General features: G+C 41.0%; 12 protein-coding genes. 8 read left to right on the forward strand and 4 right to left on the reverse strand.

Annotated elements, in window-relative coordinates; all coding sequences use genetic code 11:
- Window positions 1-114: 114 nt before the first annotated feature.
- The 3 genes from ABJN95_RS02000 to dnaE form a co-directional block, all read right to left on the reverse strand.
- On the reverse strand, window positions 115-1,044 hold the full coding sequence (locus ABJN95_RS02000; protein WP_348368315.1) for a DUF58 domain-containing protein: 930 nt from the start codon (window positions 1,042-1,044) through the stop codon (window positions 115-117).
- Window positions 1,045-1,164: 120 nt separating this feature from the next.
- Window positions 1,165-1,482 (reverse strand): thioredoxin, encoded by a 318-nt coding sequence (gene trxA / locus ABJN95_RS02005; protein WP_348368316.1) that lies wholly within the window; start codon window positions 1,480-1,482, stop codon window positions 1,165-1,167.
- Between the two features lie 116 nt (window positions 1,483-1,598).
- Window positions 1,599-5,981, reverse strand: coding sequence for a DNA polymerase III subunit alpha (dnaE, locus tag ABJN95_RS02010; protein ID WP_348368885.1), 4,383 nt, complete (start codon window positions 5,979-5,981; stop codon window positions 1,599-1,601).
- A 226-nt stretch (window positions 5,982-6,207) separates the two neighbouring features.
- Between dnaE and ABJN95_RS02015 the strand changes: the two genes are divergently transcribed.
- The 3 genes from ABJN95_RS02015 (at window position 6,208) to rimM (ending at window position 9,154) form a co-directional block, all read left to right on the forward strand.
- On the forward strand, window positions 6,208-7,632 hold the full coding sequence (locus tag ABJN95_RS02015) for a sulfatase (protein WP_348368317.1): 1,425 nt from the start codon (window positions 6,208-6,210) through the stop codon (window positions 7,630-7,632).
- Window positions 7,633-7,978: 346 nt separating this feature from the next.
- Complete coding sequence (locus tag ABJN95_RS02020; protein ID WP_348368318.1) at window positions 7,979-8,611, forward strand: 30S ribosomal protein S16; 633 nt, start codon at window positions 7,979-7,981, stop codon at window positions 8,609-8,611.
- A 15-nt stretch (window positions 8,612-8,626) separates the two neighbouring features.
- Window positions 8,627-9,154 (forward strand): ribosome maturation factor RimM, encoded by a 528-nt coding sequence (gene rimM / locus ABJN95_RS02025; protein ID WP_348368319.1) that lies wholly within the window; start codon window positions 8,627-8,629, stop codon window positions 9,152-9,154.
- 6 nt (window positions 9,155-9,160) lie between these two features.
- On the opposite strand, the gene ABJN95_RS02030 is transcribed toward rimM, so the two are convergent.
- Entirely contained in the window at window positions 9,161-10,207 is a 1,047-nt protein-coding gene (locus tag ABJN95_RS02030; RefSeq protein WP_348368320.1) for a TIM barrel protein, read from the reverse strand.
- 299 nt (window positions 10,208-10,506) lie between these two features.
- Between ABJN95_RS02030 and ABJN95_RS02035 the strand changes: the two genes are divergently transcribed.
- Genes ABJN95_RS02035 through ABJN95_RS02055 form a run of 5 tightly spaced genes read left to right on the forward strand, consistent with a single transcriptional unit; the run spans window position 10,507 to window position 18,594 of the window.
- Window positions 10,507-12,873, forward strand: coding sequence for a PSD1 and planctomycete cytochrome C domain-containing protein (locus ABJN95_RS02035; protein ID WP_348368321.1), 2,367 nt, complete (start codon window positions 10,507-10,509; stop codon window positions 12,871-12,873).
- A 3-nt stretch (window positions 12,874-12,876) separates the two neighbouring features.
- Complete coding sequence (locus ABJN95_RS02040; protein ID WP_348368322.1) at window positions 12,877-14,370, forward strand: DUF1501 domain-containing protein; 1,494 nt, start codon at window positions 12,877-12,879, stop codon at window positions 14,368-14,370.
- Complete coding sequence (locus ABJN95_RS02045) at window positions 14,370-16,430, forward strand: FN3 associated domain-containing protein (RefSeq protein ID WP_348368323.1); 2,061 nt, start codon at window positions 14,370-14,372, stop codon at window positions 16,428-16,430. The genes ABJN95_RS02040 and ABJN95_RS02045 overlap by 1 nt, the downstream gene beginning before the upstream one ends.
- An 11-nt stretch (window positions 16,431-16,441) precedes the next feature.
- Window positions 16,442-17,884, forward strand: coding sequence for a sulfatase (locus tag ABJN95_RS02050; RefSeq protein WP_348368324.1), 1,443 nt, complete (start codon window positions 16,442-16,444; stop codon window positions 17,882-17,884).
- A complete protein-coding gene (locus tag ABJN95_RS02055; protein ID WP_348368325.1) occupies window positions 17,881-18,594 on the forward strand; it encodes a methyltransferase in 714 nt (237 codons plus the stop codon). Before ABJN95_RS02050 ends, ABJN95_RS02055 begins: the two co-directional genes overlap by 4 nt.
- Window positions 18,595-18,598 lie beyond the last annotated feature (4 nt).

An 18,598-nucleotide genomic window follows, 5' to 3' on the forward strand; every position in this document is an offset into this window, starting at 1 on the left:
AAGACTCCCGCAACAGCGCGATTCAAATCTTGTTCAAATGCTTTTGTAAAGCGAGTGCAAATATAAATCGATATTTCTATTGCACAAACTATTTCATTTAAAATTAAGGGCTATTCAAAGAAATTTTTGACGTTCAACAAGATAGGTGTTCAAAACTTTAGAAAAATCACCCCGAACATCAACCTCAACATATTTGATTCGATACTGGGCGCATTTCAATTTTAAGGCGTCAAAATAGGCGCTTACACTTTCGGAATAAGCATCTTTTATATTCTCGGCGTACAAATCAATGTGTTCTCCAGTTTCAACATCCAAAAAACGTTTGGGAGTATTTTCAAAATCGAAGTGTTGCTCTTTTTGCCTGTCTAACAAATGAAACAGAACAACTTCGTGCTTATTATACTTTAAATGACGTAGGGCATCAAATAGTTTTTCATCATCTGTAGTGGTCTGAAACATATCGGTGAATAGAAAAATCAAACTCCTTCGTTTTACCTTTTCTGCAATTAAGTGCAGGTAGGTATATGTTTCAGTTTCTCGGGCTGGTTTATCATCTAAACTGAGCGCACTTAACTTGGCCAATAGCATTTGGTGATGGCGCTCGCTTCCCTTTTCTGGTGAATAAAAATTGTACTTATCTGAAAAAACACTCAAGCCAACGGCATCGCGCTGCCTTTTTAGAATATTCATTAGAGCTGCGATTGCCAAAACCCCAAATCCTATTTTGTTCAGGTCACCAATCCTTAGATTTGTAACTTCTGGATAATACATCGAAGCCGAACTATCTAAAATCATATGACATCTCAGATTCGTCTCTTCCTCATAACTTTTGGTGTACAGCTTATCTGTTTTAGCAAATAGCTTCCAGTCGATATGTTTGGTACTCTCACCCGTATTGTAAATCTTATGTTCTGCAAACTCCGCTGAGAAGCCATGAAACGGACTCTTGTGAATGCCACTAATAAACCCTTCTACTACTTGATTCGCCAATAGCTCCAAGTTTTGAAAAAGTGCGGCTTTGTTTAATTCAGACTGCAGATTCATAGCACTAAGATAGCGATAATTGGGTGGAAGGTCTTAAACCAGATGCTGAATATTGGCGTACGATCTAAAACTAAAAAATCCCGCAAATGCGGGATTTTTTAATACTATAGAATAGGGTGATTACAATACCGCATCAATAGCGTCTGTATATACCTTCTTAGGAGATACCCCTACTTGCCTGTTAACGATTTCGCCATTTTTGAATACCAACACTGTTGGTATGTTACGAACACCATATTTAGCTGCAAATTCTTGGTTAGCATCAACATCTACCTTGCCAACAACTGCCTTTCCATCATACTCATTACTTACTTCATCGATGATAGGGCCTACCATTCTACACGGTCCACACCATGCTGCCCAGAAATCTACTACTACTGGTTTATCGCTTTTCAATACTACTTCGTCAAAAGTTGCATCTGTTATTTCTAATGCCATGTCTGATTTGTTTTATAATTACGCAAAGTTAGTCAAATATTATTCTGTTTCCTTACTAACGTATTATTCGTTTTGACTATTGCGCCATCAACGGAATTTATTAGTGTTTAGCGAATTTAGTTCAACTTATAATGCACTTCATTCTCCTCCAATTGATGAAGCAATTCGCTAGTAATCTGAACTTTCTGTTTCCGGCTTGACAAGTTCACTTTTATCTCTTCTTCCATCTCGTAGATGATGAAATTTAGCGGATGACTTCCTTTATGAGAAACAAGCATATCCTTCAATTGGTGAACGTTTTCTACTTTTAATTCGTCAATATTCAATTTGATGGTTAGCTTCTTGGCATAAGCTTCTATGACTTCTTGCAACAACATAAAGCTATTAAACTGAATTCTTGGGTCTCCTTTTTTACCGGTATCTCGATTCACCCAGCCGTCACGAATAAAAATCTTTACATAGGCAAAAGAGTTAATCATTAAGAAATGGCGGAACTTCAAATACTCTTCACCAAATATTCGAAACTCGAAAGAATCTGTATAATCTTCCATAGTGAAAGCCGCCCAACCCTTTCCGTTTTTTGAAATGCGATGTTGCACATCGGTAATTACTCCAGCAATCGAAAGTTCACGATTCACGTAATTTTCCAATTCATTTGCACAAGAAACACTCGCATTGCAAAACGCGTTGATTTCCGTTTTAAAATCATCTAATGGATGTCCTGAAATATAAATGCCAACCACTTCTTTTTCTCTTCGGAGCTTCTCCATAGTACCCCATTCTTCGCAGGGCGGAACCTCGGGTTCGGGAATCTGCGCCTCACTAATTCCCCCGAACATATCCATTTGTGAAGAATTCTTGTTTTCTTGGTATTTTGAAGCAGACTTGATGACCTTTTCCAAAAAGGTAATACTATCCCCCTCCGTATGGAAGTATTGCGCACGATGCGTTGTTCCAAAAGAATCAAAACCTCCTGCGACGGCTAAATTCTCAAAAGCTTTTTTATTTGCAGCCCGCAAATCGATACGTTTGGCTAAATCAAAAACCGATTTGAAGTTTCCATCCTTTTTACGATGGGCCACAATAGTCTCAACGGCAGAACGACCTACACCCTTGATGGCCCCCATTCCAAAACGAACCGCACCAGCTTTGTTTACCGCGAACTTATAGTAGGATTCATTAACATCTGGACCCAATACTTCTAGTCCCATACGCTTACATTCTTCCATAAAGAAGGTCACTTGCTTGATGTCGTTCATATTATTGCTTAACACCGCAGCCATATATTCAGCAGGGTAATGTGCTTTTAAATAGGCTGTTTGATAAGCGATGTACGCGTAGCAGGTTGAGTGGCTTTTATTGAATGCGTAGGCCGCAAAAGCTTCCCAGTCCTTCCATATTTTTTCTAAGGTTTCCGTAGGGTGTCCATTGGCCGCACCTCCTTCCAAAAATTTGGGTTTCATCTTCTGTAATACAGCAAATATCTTTTTCCCCATGGCCTTACGCAGTACATCTGCCTCACCCTTGGAGAAGCCTGCCAATTTTTGAGACAGCAGCATCACCTGCTCTTGATACACCGTAATACCGTAGGTTTCTTTCAAATATTCTTCCATATCAGGGAGGTCATATTTGATTTCTGCCATACCGTTTTTACGCTGTATAAAATCTGGAATGTATTCCATCGGACCAGGCCTGTACAAGGCATTCATCGCGATTAAATCATCAAAAACGGAAGGTTTTAAATCCTTCATATGTTTTTGCATTCCTGGAGATTCGTATTGAAATATCCCTACTGTATCTCCTCTTTGGAAAAGCTCATAGGTTTTTTCATCATCCAAAGGAAAATCATCAGGTACTAGCGTAATGCCGTGTTTTGCTTTTACTATTTTAACAGTGTCTTTGATTAGAGTCAAGGTTTTTAACCCCAAGAAATCCATCTTCAATAGACCTGCACTTTCTACGACCGAGTTATCGAACTGCGTCACGAATAAATCAGAGTCCTTTGCAGTAGCTACAGGTACGAAATTGGTAATATCATCAGGTGTAATAATCACTCCACAGGCATGAATTCCAGTGTTACGCACAGAACCTTCAAGCGTACGTGCCATTTTCAGGGTCTGCCCTTCCAAATCATCACTTTCAGAAATATTCAAGAGCTCGTTGACTTTCTCTAAATCATCTGAACGGAATTGCTTCTTTAGCTCGGCATCAGACCTCCCAAAAATTTTGCCGAGTTTCGACATAGTCGGAATCAATTTCGCAATTCTATCGGCATCGCCAAGGGGTAAATCTAAAACGCGGGCCGTATCTCGAATCGACGACTTGGCAGCCATGGTCCCATAGGTAATTATCTGAGCTACTTGATTTGAACCATATTTATTGATGACATAGTCCATTACCCGACCGCGGCCTTCATCATCAAAATCAATATCGATATCAGGCATCGAAACCCTATCTGGATTCAAAAACCGCTCGAAAAGCAAATCATATTTCAAGGGGTCAATATTGGTAATCGTAAGGCAATAGGCCACCACAGAACCTGCCGCAGAACCCCTACCGGGGCCAACGGAAACATCCATATTTCGAGCTTCACGAATAAAATCTTCAGTAATCAAAAAATAACCCGGATAACCAGAATTTTCAATTGTCTTCAACTCAAAATCAATACGTTCTCTGATTTCGGGTGTAATTTCTTCGTAGCGTTTTTTAGCGCCCTCATACGTAATATGGCGTAAGTAAGCATTTTCCCCGCGGTTACCTCCGTCAGCATCCTCGGCCACTTTGAATTCATCGGGAATATCAAACTTGGGCAACAAAACATCACGCGCGAGTTCATAAGGTTCCACCTTATCAAGAACCTCCTGAACATTCAAAATTGATTCTGGAAGGTCTTTGAACAAGCCCTTCATCTCGTCTTGTGACTTGAAATAGTATTCTTGATTCGGTAAGCCGTAGCGATAACCACGCCCTCTGCCAATTGGGGTTGCTTGTTTTTCACCATCCTTAACACACAATAGAATATCATGTGCATCAGCATCTTCTTTAGCGCAGTAGTACGTATTGTTGGTCGCCACCATTTTGACGTTGTGCTTTTTGGCCAACGAAATCAAGACCTTATTCACCCGTTCTTCATCCTCCTGACCGTGCCGCATTATTTCGACGTACAAGTCATCATCAAATTGTTCTTTCCACCAGATTAAGGCCTCCTCCGCCTGCTTTTCCCCTACGTTAAGAATCTTTCCGGGCACCTCACCATATAAGTTACCGGTAAGTACAATAATATCTTCCTTGTATTGCTCGATAACTTTACGGTCGATACGAGGTACATAATAAAATCCATCGGTATAGGCAATAGAAGACATTTTTGCCAGATTGTGGTACCCCTTTTTGTTCTTGGCCAAGAGTACTATCTGATAGCCGTAGTCTTTAACATTTTTATTGGTATGGTCTTCACAGACAAAAAATTCACAACCAATAACGGGTTTGATTTCCGTTTCGGTTGGCAACTCGCCTTTTTCAATGGCCGCTGCATTTCGTTCTTTGACGGCCTTGTTATTCGCCTTGATTTCTTTCACAAAATGAAAAGCCCCCATCATATTCGCATGATCGGTAATCGCAACTGCCGGCATTTTCGAGTCCGCTGCGGACTTTACCAAATCCTTTACCGAGATAGTAGACTGTAAAACCGAAAATTGCGAATGGTTGTGGAGGTGCGCAAAGGAAGCCTCTTCTAGCGATTGAATATTCGCTGTGATTTCTTCTTCTGAAGCACCACCCGTATCTTTTTCCCAAAGGGCATCCGCAATTTTCTTAGACGCTTTTTTAAGGTTGATATGTTTGAGTCCGATTAATGCTATGGTCTGCGGATTCGCCTCAGAAAAACGCTCAAAATAATCAGGCTGAACATCTAATTTTTCGAGGGAATAATGTTTTCTTCGGATAAGTTCCAAAAAGCAGCGTGTGGTAGCCTCAACATCAGCCGTGGCGTTATGCGCTTCGTCAAAAGGTGCTTCGAAAAGATATTGATGTAATTCCGTCAAGGTAGGAAGCTTGAATTTTCCCCCACGACCTCCGGGAATTTGGCAAAGTGTAGCCGTCTCCTCCGTACAGGTGTCCAACACTGGGAGCTCTTGCAGTGGGTTTTCGACACCCAAGCGATGAAATTCCGCCCCCATGATATTTAAGTCAAACCCAACATTCTGACCAACAATGAATTTGGTCTTAGTCATAGCAGCGTTGAATTTAATTAAAACCTCAGCCAATGGAACTCCATTCTGCTCCGCTAATTCAGTAGAAATACCATGAATCTTTTCTGCGTCATAGGGAATATTAAACCCCTCGGGATGTATCAAATAATCTTGATGCTCTACCACCCTACCCATGTCATCGTGCAACTGCCAGGCAATTTGAATGCAACGGGGCCAGTTGTCGGTGTCGGTAATGGGGGCATCCCAACGTTTAGGAAGTCCGGTAGTTTCGGTGTCAAAAATGAGGTACATATGGTCTATTGTCAGGTTCCAAAAAAGAAATTCCAAATTCCAAATCCTAGTTTTGGAATTTGGTGCTTGTTATTTGGAATTTTCAAACATAAAAAAGTGTCGATAAAAATACATAAAAGTCTTTCTTTGAAAAAAGGGAGTTGTTAGGAGTTATCAACTCCGAATCGTTGTGTTTTAAAAGTATTATCAACATTCGCTATATTTAGCTGAACGCAAATACCAACGGATGAGAACGATACGACTTGCCACAGTTTTACTATCAGCTTTACTTTTTATAAAATGTAGCAATGAAAAAGAAAAACGAGAGACCCAAAATGAAAATAAACCGCTAAACTTCATTATCATCTTCGCTGATGATCTTGGCTATGGAGATTTAAGCTGCTACGGCAACCCTACAATCAACACTCCAAACTTAGACCGTATGGCACAAGAAGGTCAAAAATGGACCAACTTCTACGCAGGTGCTAGTGTTTGCACCCCTAGTAGGGCCGCCTTATTGACCGGAAGACTACCAGTACGCAGTGGTATGGCCAGCAACAAACGTCGCGTGCTTTTTCCTGATTCAAAATACGGACTACCAGCATCTGAAATTACATTGGCCGAACAACTGAAAACAGTTGGTTATACAACCGCGGCTATTGGAAAATGGCACCTCGGACATAAGGAGCAATATCTTCCCACCAACCATGGGTTTGATTATTATTTTGGAATTCCATATTCAAACGACATGGATATGGTTGATGGATTATTGCCTTACTGGGAGTATTGGCAACAACCCAATGATTCTATCAAAACTGCACACTTTAATGTACCCTTATTCCGTAATACTGAAATCATTGAAAGACCCGCCAATCAAAATACCATTACGAAGCGCTATTCCGAGGAAGCTGTTTCCTTTATCAAAAAGAACAATGACCAACCTTTCTTTGTGTATTTGGCCCATAACTTACCACATATTCCACTGTTTGTTTCTAAGGAAGCTGCTGGTAAGAGTAAACGTGGCTTATACGGCGACGTGCTTGAGGAAATCGATAATGGGGTGGGTAAGATATTGGACGCCATAAAAGAAGAAGGATTAACTGAGAACACCATTGTGGTATTTACTTCGGATAATGGCCCGTGGCTACCCTTTAAAAATAATGGCGGAAGCGCCGGATTACTGAGAGCGGGAAAAGGAACCACTTGGGAAGGTGGCATGCGAGAACCTGGCATCTTTTGGGGGCCAGGAAACATAAAACCTGGCTTGATTACTGATATGGGCTCTACGATGGATTTGTTTACCACCTTTAGCACTATGTCAGGAGCAAAAAGTATAGACGATCGAATTCTTGACGGTATCGATCTAAGTGAAACCCTATTGAATCATAATCCGAGCCCTAGAAAGAGCGTGCTTTATTACCGAGGTACTGAAATTTATGCGGCACGATTAGGTGATTTTAAGGCCCACTTTGTCACTCAGGGCGCATATGGAGAATTTGGAAAGCGCCAAGAACACGAGACTCCCCTACTCTACAATCTTAGTCATGATGCCGCCGAAAAATTTGATATTGCTCATGAACAGCCTGAAATTCTAGAGCAGATTCAAAAATTGGTAGACGCTCATAAATCGAATTTGGTAATGGAAAAAGACCAATTGGCGGATAGGGAGTAATCTGTCTAAAACAGCACACTTATTTGGAGGTTACAACACAGAAATCCAGATGCCCCACACATCTGGATTTCCCTAAGATTTGGGGCCCATAATTAAAAGCCCGCGATACTTTGTTAAGTATTCTTTACACAAGTTACGTAAGAATTAACAACCATAGCAACTTTAAAGACAGTTTAATATGGCTTTAACAGACCGCACAACCTAATTTTCTAACGAAATTGTTGTTGCAACTCCAAATAGAAATCCTATATTTGCATCCGCTTAGCGAAAAGCGAAAAAAGATTCCTGCGAACGCAGGAATTGAGAATTAATAATCAGGGTCGGGCACCCTACAAATTAATGTGATATGCCAGTTAAAATTAGATTACAAAGACACGGTAAAAAAGGAAAACCATTTTATTGGATCGTTGCAGCAGATGCACGGGCTAAAAGAGATGGTAAATTCTTGGAAAAATTAGGAATCTACAACCCTAATACCAACCCAGCCACCATTGAAGTTAATGTTGACAATTCAGTACAATGGTTACAAAATGGGGCACAACCTACAGATACAGCAAGAGCCATCTTGTCATATAAAGGCGTATTATTGAAGCACCATTTATTGGGTGGACTTCGCAAGGGTGCTTTGACGGAAGAGCAAGTTGAGGAAAAATTCAACGCTTGGATAGAAGAAAAGGAGAAAGCTGTTGCTGCGAAAATCGGTGGATTAGACAAAGCCAAGGCAGAAGCTAGAGCTGCCGCTTTAAAAGCTGAAAAAGAAGTAAACGAAAAACGTGCCATAGCAGCTGCGGAAGCTGAATTGCCAGAAACACCCGAAGTCGCTGAAGGTGAAACTGCCGAGGCAGAAGGAGAAGTTGCTGAGGCAGCTACAGAAGAGGTTGCGCAAGCAGCCACTGAAGAAGCTCCTGCAGCAGAAGAGTCTGCTGAGGAAGCTAAAGATGAAGAAGCTGCACCTGCGGCGTCTTCTGAAGAAGAGTAATACACTATTGAAGCGATGCGAAAGGAAGATTGTTTCTACCTAGGTAAGATCGTTTCGAAATATAGTTTTAAGGGTGAGGTACTGGTAAAGATAGATACCGATGAACCCGAGTTATACGATACAATGGAATCAGTTTTTGTTGCCCTACGCAACAATCTGGTTCCATTTTTTATTACCAAATGTCGATTGCATAAGTCGCAATTATTACGCATCGATTTTGAAGAAGTGAATTCAGAAGATGATGCCGATAAGATTATGGGGGCTGAACTCTATCTTCCGCTTTCTTTTTTGCCTGAGTTGTCTGGTAATAAGTTCTATTTTCATGAGGTTATTGGTTTCAAGATTATCGATGCTTTTCACGGTGACATTGGATTCATTCAAAGCGTGAATGATACAACCTCACAAGCACTCTTTGAAATTTTGAAAGGAGACAAACAGTTATTAATTCCAATCAATGATGACATCATCACAAAAGTAGACCGTGAGAATAAAACGATTTATGTAACTACTCCTGAGGGCCTGGTAGAACTATATTTGTCTTAAGGGATTCTATTTCAGAGCCTGTTCGCAAAAGGCCAAACATTTCTTAACTTCTTCCACAGCGTTGGAACCGTCAGGCACCTTATATTCCAATTCAACCGTAGCGGGAAAAGTGTATTTATTGCTACGCATCAATTGCAAAACTTGTGCAATCGGAGTATCGCCCTGTCCCCAAGACAAATTTCCTTTACCGTTGTCAGGAGTTTGACGATCTTTGAGATGCATGCTTTGCATACGATTATGTTTCGTAATGACAATCTCCAATGGCTTCGAATTGCCTGCGGCCACATAGTGACCTAAATCTAGGTTCAAGGCGTTGTGCTCCGATTGTGCTAAAGCAGTGTCCCACAAAGTTGGCGTTTGTTGCTCGTGACCATGGTAACCCACAAAGATTCCGTTTTTTTTGGCAAGCGTACCTAAACGCATCGTATGGGCATCATCGCCCGGATGTTCTACCGTTACATGACTTGCACCGAGTAGCTTTCCAACCTTCATGCCCCATTCGATATCTGCATCAGAATTATCTATCCCGAAGGTGTTTCTAGGTTTAAAAGCATAAATGTTAACGCCCGCATCATTGTACATCTTACGAAACTGAGAAAATTTATCCATGTTCGCGGTCGTACGCCATTGCGATACCTGTTTCTTATACGATTCCTGTTGCGCAGTCATATCAGCAAGTTCTTTTCCCTCTTCTACTGTAATTTCACCATCCCTTCTTTTACGCATCAGACCCCACATTTTACTCATATTCAGAGGGTTATCAGGTCTCCCCGCAAAGGTTTCAGCCGGGTCTCCGATCAATTCAATAGCATTAATTCCGCAATCTAAAATGTACTTTAAGGTAGCCTCGGCAGCCTGGTCTTTCATACTTCTAAACGAATAGGTAATCACCCCTATTTGCACCCCATTGATTAAGGAATTTGGTTTTTTGTAGTGCTTGAGAATCGCTGGAGCACTAAAAAGGGAAGGTCCAGTTAATGCGATTGCAGCTGTTGCGGTTGTGGTTTTGGAAATAAACTTTCTACGGCTAAGTGCTGAAATATTTTTTTTCATGGGTTGAAATTTTGACCAACATTAATTGTAAAATCAAGATACAACAGTTTTAATTAAAAAAACGCTTCTTTATTTTTTGCTAAAGAATTATCAAAGTGCAACCGAAATTTCAAACAACAATCCTCTTATAGCAAATCACCATAGCCAAATTAACATCTAACCTTAGTTTTTCTCTATTCATAAGGCACTAGATAACATTGATATCCTCAAAGAAGGTATTCAGCTAAAAAAGAACTCTAAAAACATCATTTTACGTATTTTTAAAGAACACCTTCCAAACATTAAATAAAGTATTTGCTATGATATTAGGCTTTTGGAACAGGGTACAATTACCATCTAATGTAAAACTAGTTTTACCTACGCTCTTCCTTGTTTTTGCACTTGCCAGCTGTAACACCAATACTACTTCTGGAAAACTAGTTTCATTAAATGAAAGCACAAAAGCGCTACCAAAGGTCATCGATTTCACCTTTGATGTGAAACCTATTATTTCAGATCGCTGTTTTAAATGTCACGGCCCAGATAAAAATGCGATCGAAGGTGGTCTTTCACTAAATACGCCTGAAGATGCATATAAGGCGCTAGGCAAAAGCCAAGACCATTTCGCAATAGTGCCTAATAACACCCAAAAGAGCACGCTCATAGAGCGGATTTACAGCGAAGACCCCAACCTAAAAATGCCTCCCCCAGAATCGAATTTGGAATTAACCGAATATGAGAAAGCTATTTTACAAAAATGGATTGAGCAAGGTGCCGAGTATAAGGCGCATTGGGCATTTATTCCGCCAACACAACCTCAAGTGCCTATGTCAACAGCAAATTGGGGTAGCAATGAAATCGACAATTTCGTTTTAGCAAAACTCAATCAAAACGGAATCACTCCCAGTGAAAAGGCATCTAAAGAAAAGCTAATTCGACGTATTTCTTTTGATTTGACAGGCCTTCCTCCTTCAGTGAGTCAAATCCAAAATTTTCTTAGTGATACTTCAGAAAAGGCCTATGAAAACTTGATTGACACGCTATTAACTACAGACGATCATGCGGAGCATATGGCTGCCGAATGGATGGATATTTCTCGTTACGCAGACACCCACGGCTATCAAGATGATTTTGAAAGAATTATGTGGCCTTGGCGCGATTGGGTGATTCATGCTTTCAAAAATAATATGCCTTATGACCAATTCGTCACCTACCAACTTGCCGGAGATTTATTACCCAACGCCAATTTGGAACAGATTTTGGCAACAGGTTTTAATCGGAATCATAAAATAACAGGTGAGGCAGGTGTAATTCCAGAAGAATACAGAACAGAATATGTCGCAGACAGAACCAACACCCTAGGCACTGCATTTCTAGGACTCACCTTGGAATGTGCACGCTGCCATGATCACAAATATGACCCTATTAGTCAAGAAGAGCACTTTGAGTTTTTCAGCTTCTTTAACACTATACCTGAGGAGGGTTTAATGCCAAGTCTTGATGCCATTCCCGTGCCTTATATCACGATCTCGGAGAAAGAAACCAAAAGTGTTTTAGAATTTGTCAATCTTCAAAAAAGCACTCTAAAAGAAGTTCCTGTAATGGTGATGAAAGAAATGGAAGAACCTAGAAAGTCGTACATCTTAGACCGTGGTGCTTATGACAGGCCTACCAAAGAGGTATTTCCAGACACCCCCGAATCAATTCTCCCCTATTCCGAATCTTTTCCAAAGAACCGATTAGGCTTGGCGCAATGGTTATTTGATGCGGATAACCCACTTACGGCAAGGGTAGCGGTTAATCGCTTATGGCAGCGCATGTTCGGCAACGGAATTGTTGGCACCTCAAATGACTTTGGAAATCAGGGAGCACTACCCACGCACCCTGAACTGCTTGATTTTTTGGCCATTAAGTTTAGAGAGGAGGGGTGGAATATCGATCAAATGCTAAAGTATATTGCACTTTCCGAAACCTACCAACAAAGCACCGATGTTACTGCTGAATTGCTGCAAAAAGATCCAGAAAATAAACTCCTGGCTAGAGCACCTCGATTGCGACTTTCGGCCGAAATGATACGCGATCAAGCCTTGGCGTTAAGCGGGCTATTAAATAAAGAGTTGGGTGGGCCCAGTGTGAAGCCCTACCAGCCCGAAGGCATCTGGGAAGAGACTACTGGAGGTGGTGGCGGAAGTACGGCCGCTTACATACAGAGTACCGGAAAAGACCTGTATCGAAAAAGTCTGTATACCTTTTGGAAACGTACCGTACCCCCTCCTAGTATGTTGACTTTTGATGCCTCCTCCCGTGATATTTGCACTGTAAAAAGGCAGGAAACGAATACCCCATTACAAGCCTTGGTTCTGCTAAACGACCCGCAACTGATTGAAGCCTCACGTGTTTTAGCCCTGAAAGCTTTCTCAACAAACCAACAATCAACTACAACGCAAATAAAATATATCTTTCAACGGGCTACTAGTCGATTACCCAATGCCTCTGAATTGGCTAGCCTAAGTACCTATTACGAAGAAATGCTGAATCAGATAAAGGGCAAAGAAGTCAATCCGGAAGACTACTTAGCCATAGGAGCCTTCGAGGTTCCAACAACGATTGACAAGGAAAAATTAGCAGCATTGGCGCTGACTTCACATACGATTTTGAATTTAGACGAAACCATTTCAAGAGGATAATAGATGAGCGAGAAGAAAATCATTGAGGACCGATCTTTAATCTTAAATCGCAGGACTTTCTTAGGGAAATCTGCACTGGGTATTGGTGGAGTAGCTTTGTCATCGCTTCTTGGCGTAAATTGCTTTCGGAAAGATGAGAACGGTATACTAACCTCCGATTCGGGTGCTGGAGGTATTAAAGGGGTTTTGAATTCATTGCATCATCCTGCAAAAGTCAAAAGAGTCATCTATCTATTTCAAAGTGGGGGGCCGTCACAACTAGAACTCTTTGACTACAAACCAACCTTGAACAAGAGACGCGGAGAAGACTTGCCAGAATCAATTCGCAATGGCCAACGTCTTACGGGCATGACTTCTGGTCAAGACAGTTTTCCCCTAGTAGGATCGCAATTTGGTTTTAAACAGCATGGAAAAAGTGGTGCCTGGGTTAGCGATCTACTACCCCATACTGCGAAAATGGTTGATGATATATGTATTGTAAAATCAATGTATACTGAGGCCATAAATCATGACCCTGCAGTTACCTTTTTTCAGACAGGATCACAACAACCAGGAAGACCAAGTATTGGTTCGTGGTTAAGCTACGGTCTAGGCAGCGAAAACGAAAATCTACCGAGTTTTACTGTCTTACTTTCAAGAGGTTCTGGAAGACCAAATGGTCAGCCTCTTTATACTCGCCTTTGGGGTAACGGATTTTTACATTCACTACATCAAGGCGTACAATTTCGGGCTGCCAAAGACCCCGTACTTTATTTGAATGACCCCGATGGCACTTCCAAAAGAACAAAACGGGCCATGTTAGACCAATTGGCAGCATTGAATGATCAGCATTATCAGAAATCAGGAGATCCGGAAATACAAAGTAGAATTGCACAATATGAGATGGCCTATCGTATGCAAACTTCTGTTCCTGAAGTGATGAATATCGAAAAAGAGCCTGATTACATTTACAAAATGTATGGGGCTGACGCCAAAATTCCCGGTACTTTTGCCGCTAACTGCCTATTAGCCCGAAGGTTAGCAGAGCAAAATGTGCGCTTTATTCAATTATACCATATGGGATGGGACCAACATGATAACTTACCTAATGCCATTGAAAAACAAGCCAAAGATGTTGACCAAGCCTCGGCAGCACTTATAGCCGATCTAAAGCAACGTGGTATGTTGGAAGATACGCTAGTGGTATGGGGCGGTGAATTTGGAAGAACCAACTATTCACAAGGGTTATTAACAGATACCAACTACGGAAGAGACCATCACCCAAGGTGCTTCACCATGTGGATGGCCGGAGGAGGAATCAAACCTGGTATCGTATATGGAGAAACAGATGAATTCGGGTATAATATTGTTCAAAACCCCGTTCATGTTCATGATTTTCAAGCAACCATGTTGCATCAACTGGGCATTGACCATGAAAAGTTAGTCTATAAATATCAAGGAAGGCGTTTCCGACTAACTGATGTAGAAGGTCACCTCGTTAAAGATATTCTGGTATAATGAGTATGACTTTTCTGGCCATTCAAATTGGACATTTTCATCCTTTATTGGTGCATTTACCTATTGGTATTATCTTATTGGCGTTTGCTTTGGAAATTTATAACCGATTGCGGCAAAAACCGTCTGGCGATGAGATGATTCTTTTCGCCCTTGGCATAGCTGGTATAACGGCTTTGGTATCTTTAGGTACTGGCTGGTTACTAGGAGAGGAAGGCGGTTTTGATGAAGACTTACTCTTTTTACACCGTTGGATGGCCGTTGCCTTCACCGTGACCACTATCCTATTGTTCTTTCTAAAACGTACGAAATCAAAACCTATTCAAAAACTTTATATTCCCACATTTGTACTAGTTTTAATACTGGTTTCAGTCACCGGTCATTACGGCGGCAATATGACACATGGAGAAGATTACCTGTTTCGGAATACGAGTTCAGCAGAAGTAATCATTAAGGACGTGGCAGAAGCCAAGGTGCAAAAGGATATCATTCATCCCATATTGGAGGCCAAATGTATCAGTTGCCACAATCAAGGAAAAATTAAAGGCGGACTACTAATGTCGTCTGAAACTGGTCTTTTAAAAGGAGGCGATTCTGGAAGTCTGTTCGACACAGTTCTCGAGAAACCTTTGCTCCTACACCGCATGCATTTACCCATGGAAGATGAAGAACACATGCCCCCAAAAGGTAAAGTTCAGTTGACTTCAGAAGAACTTGCGTTGGTGGAATGGTGGGTTGCAAATGGGTATTGTTTCGATTGCAAAACCAAAGATTTAAAAACCTCAGAAAGACTTGAAGTCATCTTGACCAGTCTTGAAGAAGACGATTCGCCACATGCCTTAATAGCCAAAGAAGTAGAAGCGGTACCTGCAGCGTGGCTACAAGAAATGAAGGCTACTGGAATTACAATTTATCCAATTTCAGATAAAAATCCCTTATTGATTGCTACTTTGTTCGGGGAGCAAAAACAAATGAAGACCAAACTAAAAGCCTTAGAAGATTATGCCGAAAACATAGTGGAATTAAATTTAGGCAATTCAAAATTCAACGATACCATTGCAGACCTCATTGCCCCATTTAAGCATCTTACCAAATTACAATTACAGAATACAGCCATTACGAACAAGGCACTAGCGGTCATCAAAAAATTCGAATTTTTAGAATCGCTCAATCTCTACGGCACCGTTGTCGATAATACCGTTTTTACATTCGTAAAAAATATAGCCTCCTTAAAATCACTTTACCTATATCAAACAAAAGTGACCAACGAAGAAATTGAAAAATTTCAAATAGATTTTCCCGACATCGCTATTCAACATGTTCCAAAAGATGCCTTTTTAGCAGCTTCCCTATCTCCACCAACAATCGTAGCGAAAACTGCTTTTTTTAAAGACAGTCTAAAAATTGCTTTGGAAAACACTTTCGAAGATTCAAAAATATTCTACACCCTCGACGGAACCCAACCCGATAGTACTTCAATAATTTACAAGGCCCCTTTTCACATTTCTGCGTCAACAACGATTCAAGCTGTTGTAATGAAGGAAGGTTGGGAAACAAGCGAGGTTAGCACACAAAAATTTAAAACTACCTCATTTGATTATGTAGAAGTTGCCTTAAACAAGCCCCCCAACGAAAAATACAAAGCTCAAGAGGGCAAAACCCTTGTAGATTTAAAACGAGGTTCCAAAAATTTTGTAGATGGTGCTTGGCTTGGCTATGAAGGTAGCCATTTTAGTACTACCTTAACCTTGAAGGAAAACCAAGAGATTTCATCAATCTCCGTTGGAGCGCTTTCTGCCCCTACCAATTGGATTTTCTTTCCGGTCGGATTAACGATTTACACCTCGGAAAATGGAAAGCAATTCAAACGAATAAAGAGCATGAAATTACCAAAAGAAGAGCCTAACAATGACGTCTCACTAGCATTTTTCGATATGAAAATCCCCCCTACAAAAGCAAAATATGTCAAAGTAGAAGTCAAAAGTCAGCTTAAAAATCCATCATGGCACTCAACCCCTGGAGGCAGTAGCTGGGTGTTTGTTGACGAAATCATTTTAAACTAAAACTGCATTTTATGAGTGATCTGCATATGAAGCTAATACTTCTTGTCGCCCCTGTAATACTTTTTTCTTGTCGGACTGAAGTCAAGAAAGAAGAAAAACCAGCCATGACACCACCTAATGTCGTCTTGATATTTACCGATGACCAGGGCTATCAAGATGTTGGCGTTTTTGGTGCTGACGATATTGCAACACCAAATTTAGACCAAATGGCTTCTGAAGGAATAAAACTCACCAGTTATTATTCTGCCCAAGCCGTTTGTTCTGCCTCACGTGCAGGAATCTTAACGGGTTGTTACCCCAACCGTATTGGTATTCACAATGCTTTGGGTCCGGGTAACACCCATGGCATAAGTGCTTCAGAAACTACGATGGCCGAGATGCTCAAAGCCAAAGGTTACAAAACCGCTATTTATGGTAAATGGCATTTGGGGCATCACCAAAAATTTCTACCTACCAGACACGGTTTTGACGAATGGTTCGGTATTCCTTATTCCAATGACATGTGGCCCTTTCATCCGCAGCAAGGGCCAATTTTTAATTTTCCCGATTTGCCTCTGTATGAAAACGAAACGATCATAGATACGTTACTTGAACAATCACAGCTTACTACTCAAATTACGGAGAGAAGCGTTGATTTCATCAATCGTAACAAAAACAATCCGTTCTTTCTATACGTGCCACATCCACAACCGCATGTACCGTTATTTGTATCAGACAAGTTTAGAGGAAAATCAAACAGAGGTTTATATGGTGATGTCATTATGGAAATCGATTGGTCTGTTGGACAAATAATGAAAGCTTTAAAAGCCAATGGATTGGAAGACAATACGATTGTCATTTTCACTTCAGACAATGGTCCGTGGTTGTCTTACGGTAACCATGCTGGAAGTGCATATCCACTTCGAGAAGGTAAAGGCACGGCATGGGAAGGGGGCCAGCGCGAGCCCTTTATTATGAAATTTCCTGATCAATTGGAAGCTGGAAAAGTAATAGACATGCCAGTAATGGCCATTGATATGCTTCCTACCATCGCTGAAATTACAAATGCCGAACTACCTTTGAAAACCATTGATGGCAAAAGCGTTTGGAAGGTACTGACCGGAGAATCCGAAGAAAGTCCGCAAGAAGCCTATTTCTTTTATTACCGCGTAAATGAACTTTTCGGTGTTCGCTATGGCCAATGGAAGTTGTACTTTCCACATCGCTATCGCACGATGAACGGACAGGAATTAGGGAACGACGGTTTGCCTGGCAATTATAAAATGATAGACATGGAAGATATTGAATTGTATGACGTGGTTAACGATATCAGCGAGACGAAAAATGTTGCGGAAGAAAATCCGGAAGTTGTAGCAAAAATCAAACTACTCGCCAATGCAATGCGCTCACGATTGGGCGATTCTTTATTAGAATTGGAAGGTTCAGAAACTAGAGAGCCAGGAAAACTAGAATGAGTAAACCCTTCAAATTCAAACAATTCACGATTAACCAAGACCGCTGCGCCATGAAAATTGGTACTGACGGTGTACTTCTCGGTGCTTGGATATCAGTAGAAAATATGCCGAATTCAATGTTGGACATTGGCGCGGGAACTGGCCTTTTGTCTTTGATGTTGGCACAAAGAAGTTTGGCTGAAAATATTGAAGCATTAGAAATTGATGAGGATGCCTACGAGCAATGCGTAGAGAATTTTGAAGCCTCACCCTGGGCCGATCGCTTATTCTGCTATCATGCAGGATTGGATGAGTTTTTAGAAGAAATTGAAGAGCCCTATGACCTGATTTTTTCCAATCCACCCTTTTATTCAGAAGAGGTTTCAAGTGGCAATGTTGCTCGAGATAATGCACGGCAAAACAAATCGCTACCTTTTGATGAATTGCTAGAAGGAGTGTCAAAACTACTTTCTACAAACGGTCGTTTTGCGACTATAATTCCCTATAAAGAAGAGCTTACTTTTATGGCATTGGCTACGTCTCTTGGCCTTTTTCCAAATAGAATCTTAAGGGTAAAGGGAAATCCATCTGCGGAAATAAAAAGAAGTTTATTGGAATTCAGTTTTACAAAAGGGAAAGTGGTTGAAGATACATTGACCGTTGAAATAAAGCGACATGAATACACAGCGGCCTACCAAGAATTGACGCAGGCCTTTTATCTAAAAATGTAACATT

Origin of the sequence: Maribacter sp., from assembly GCF_039974175.1 — a bacterium.
GTDB lineage: Bacteria > Bacteroidota > Bacteroidia > Flavobacteriales > Flavobacteriaceae > Maribacter_C.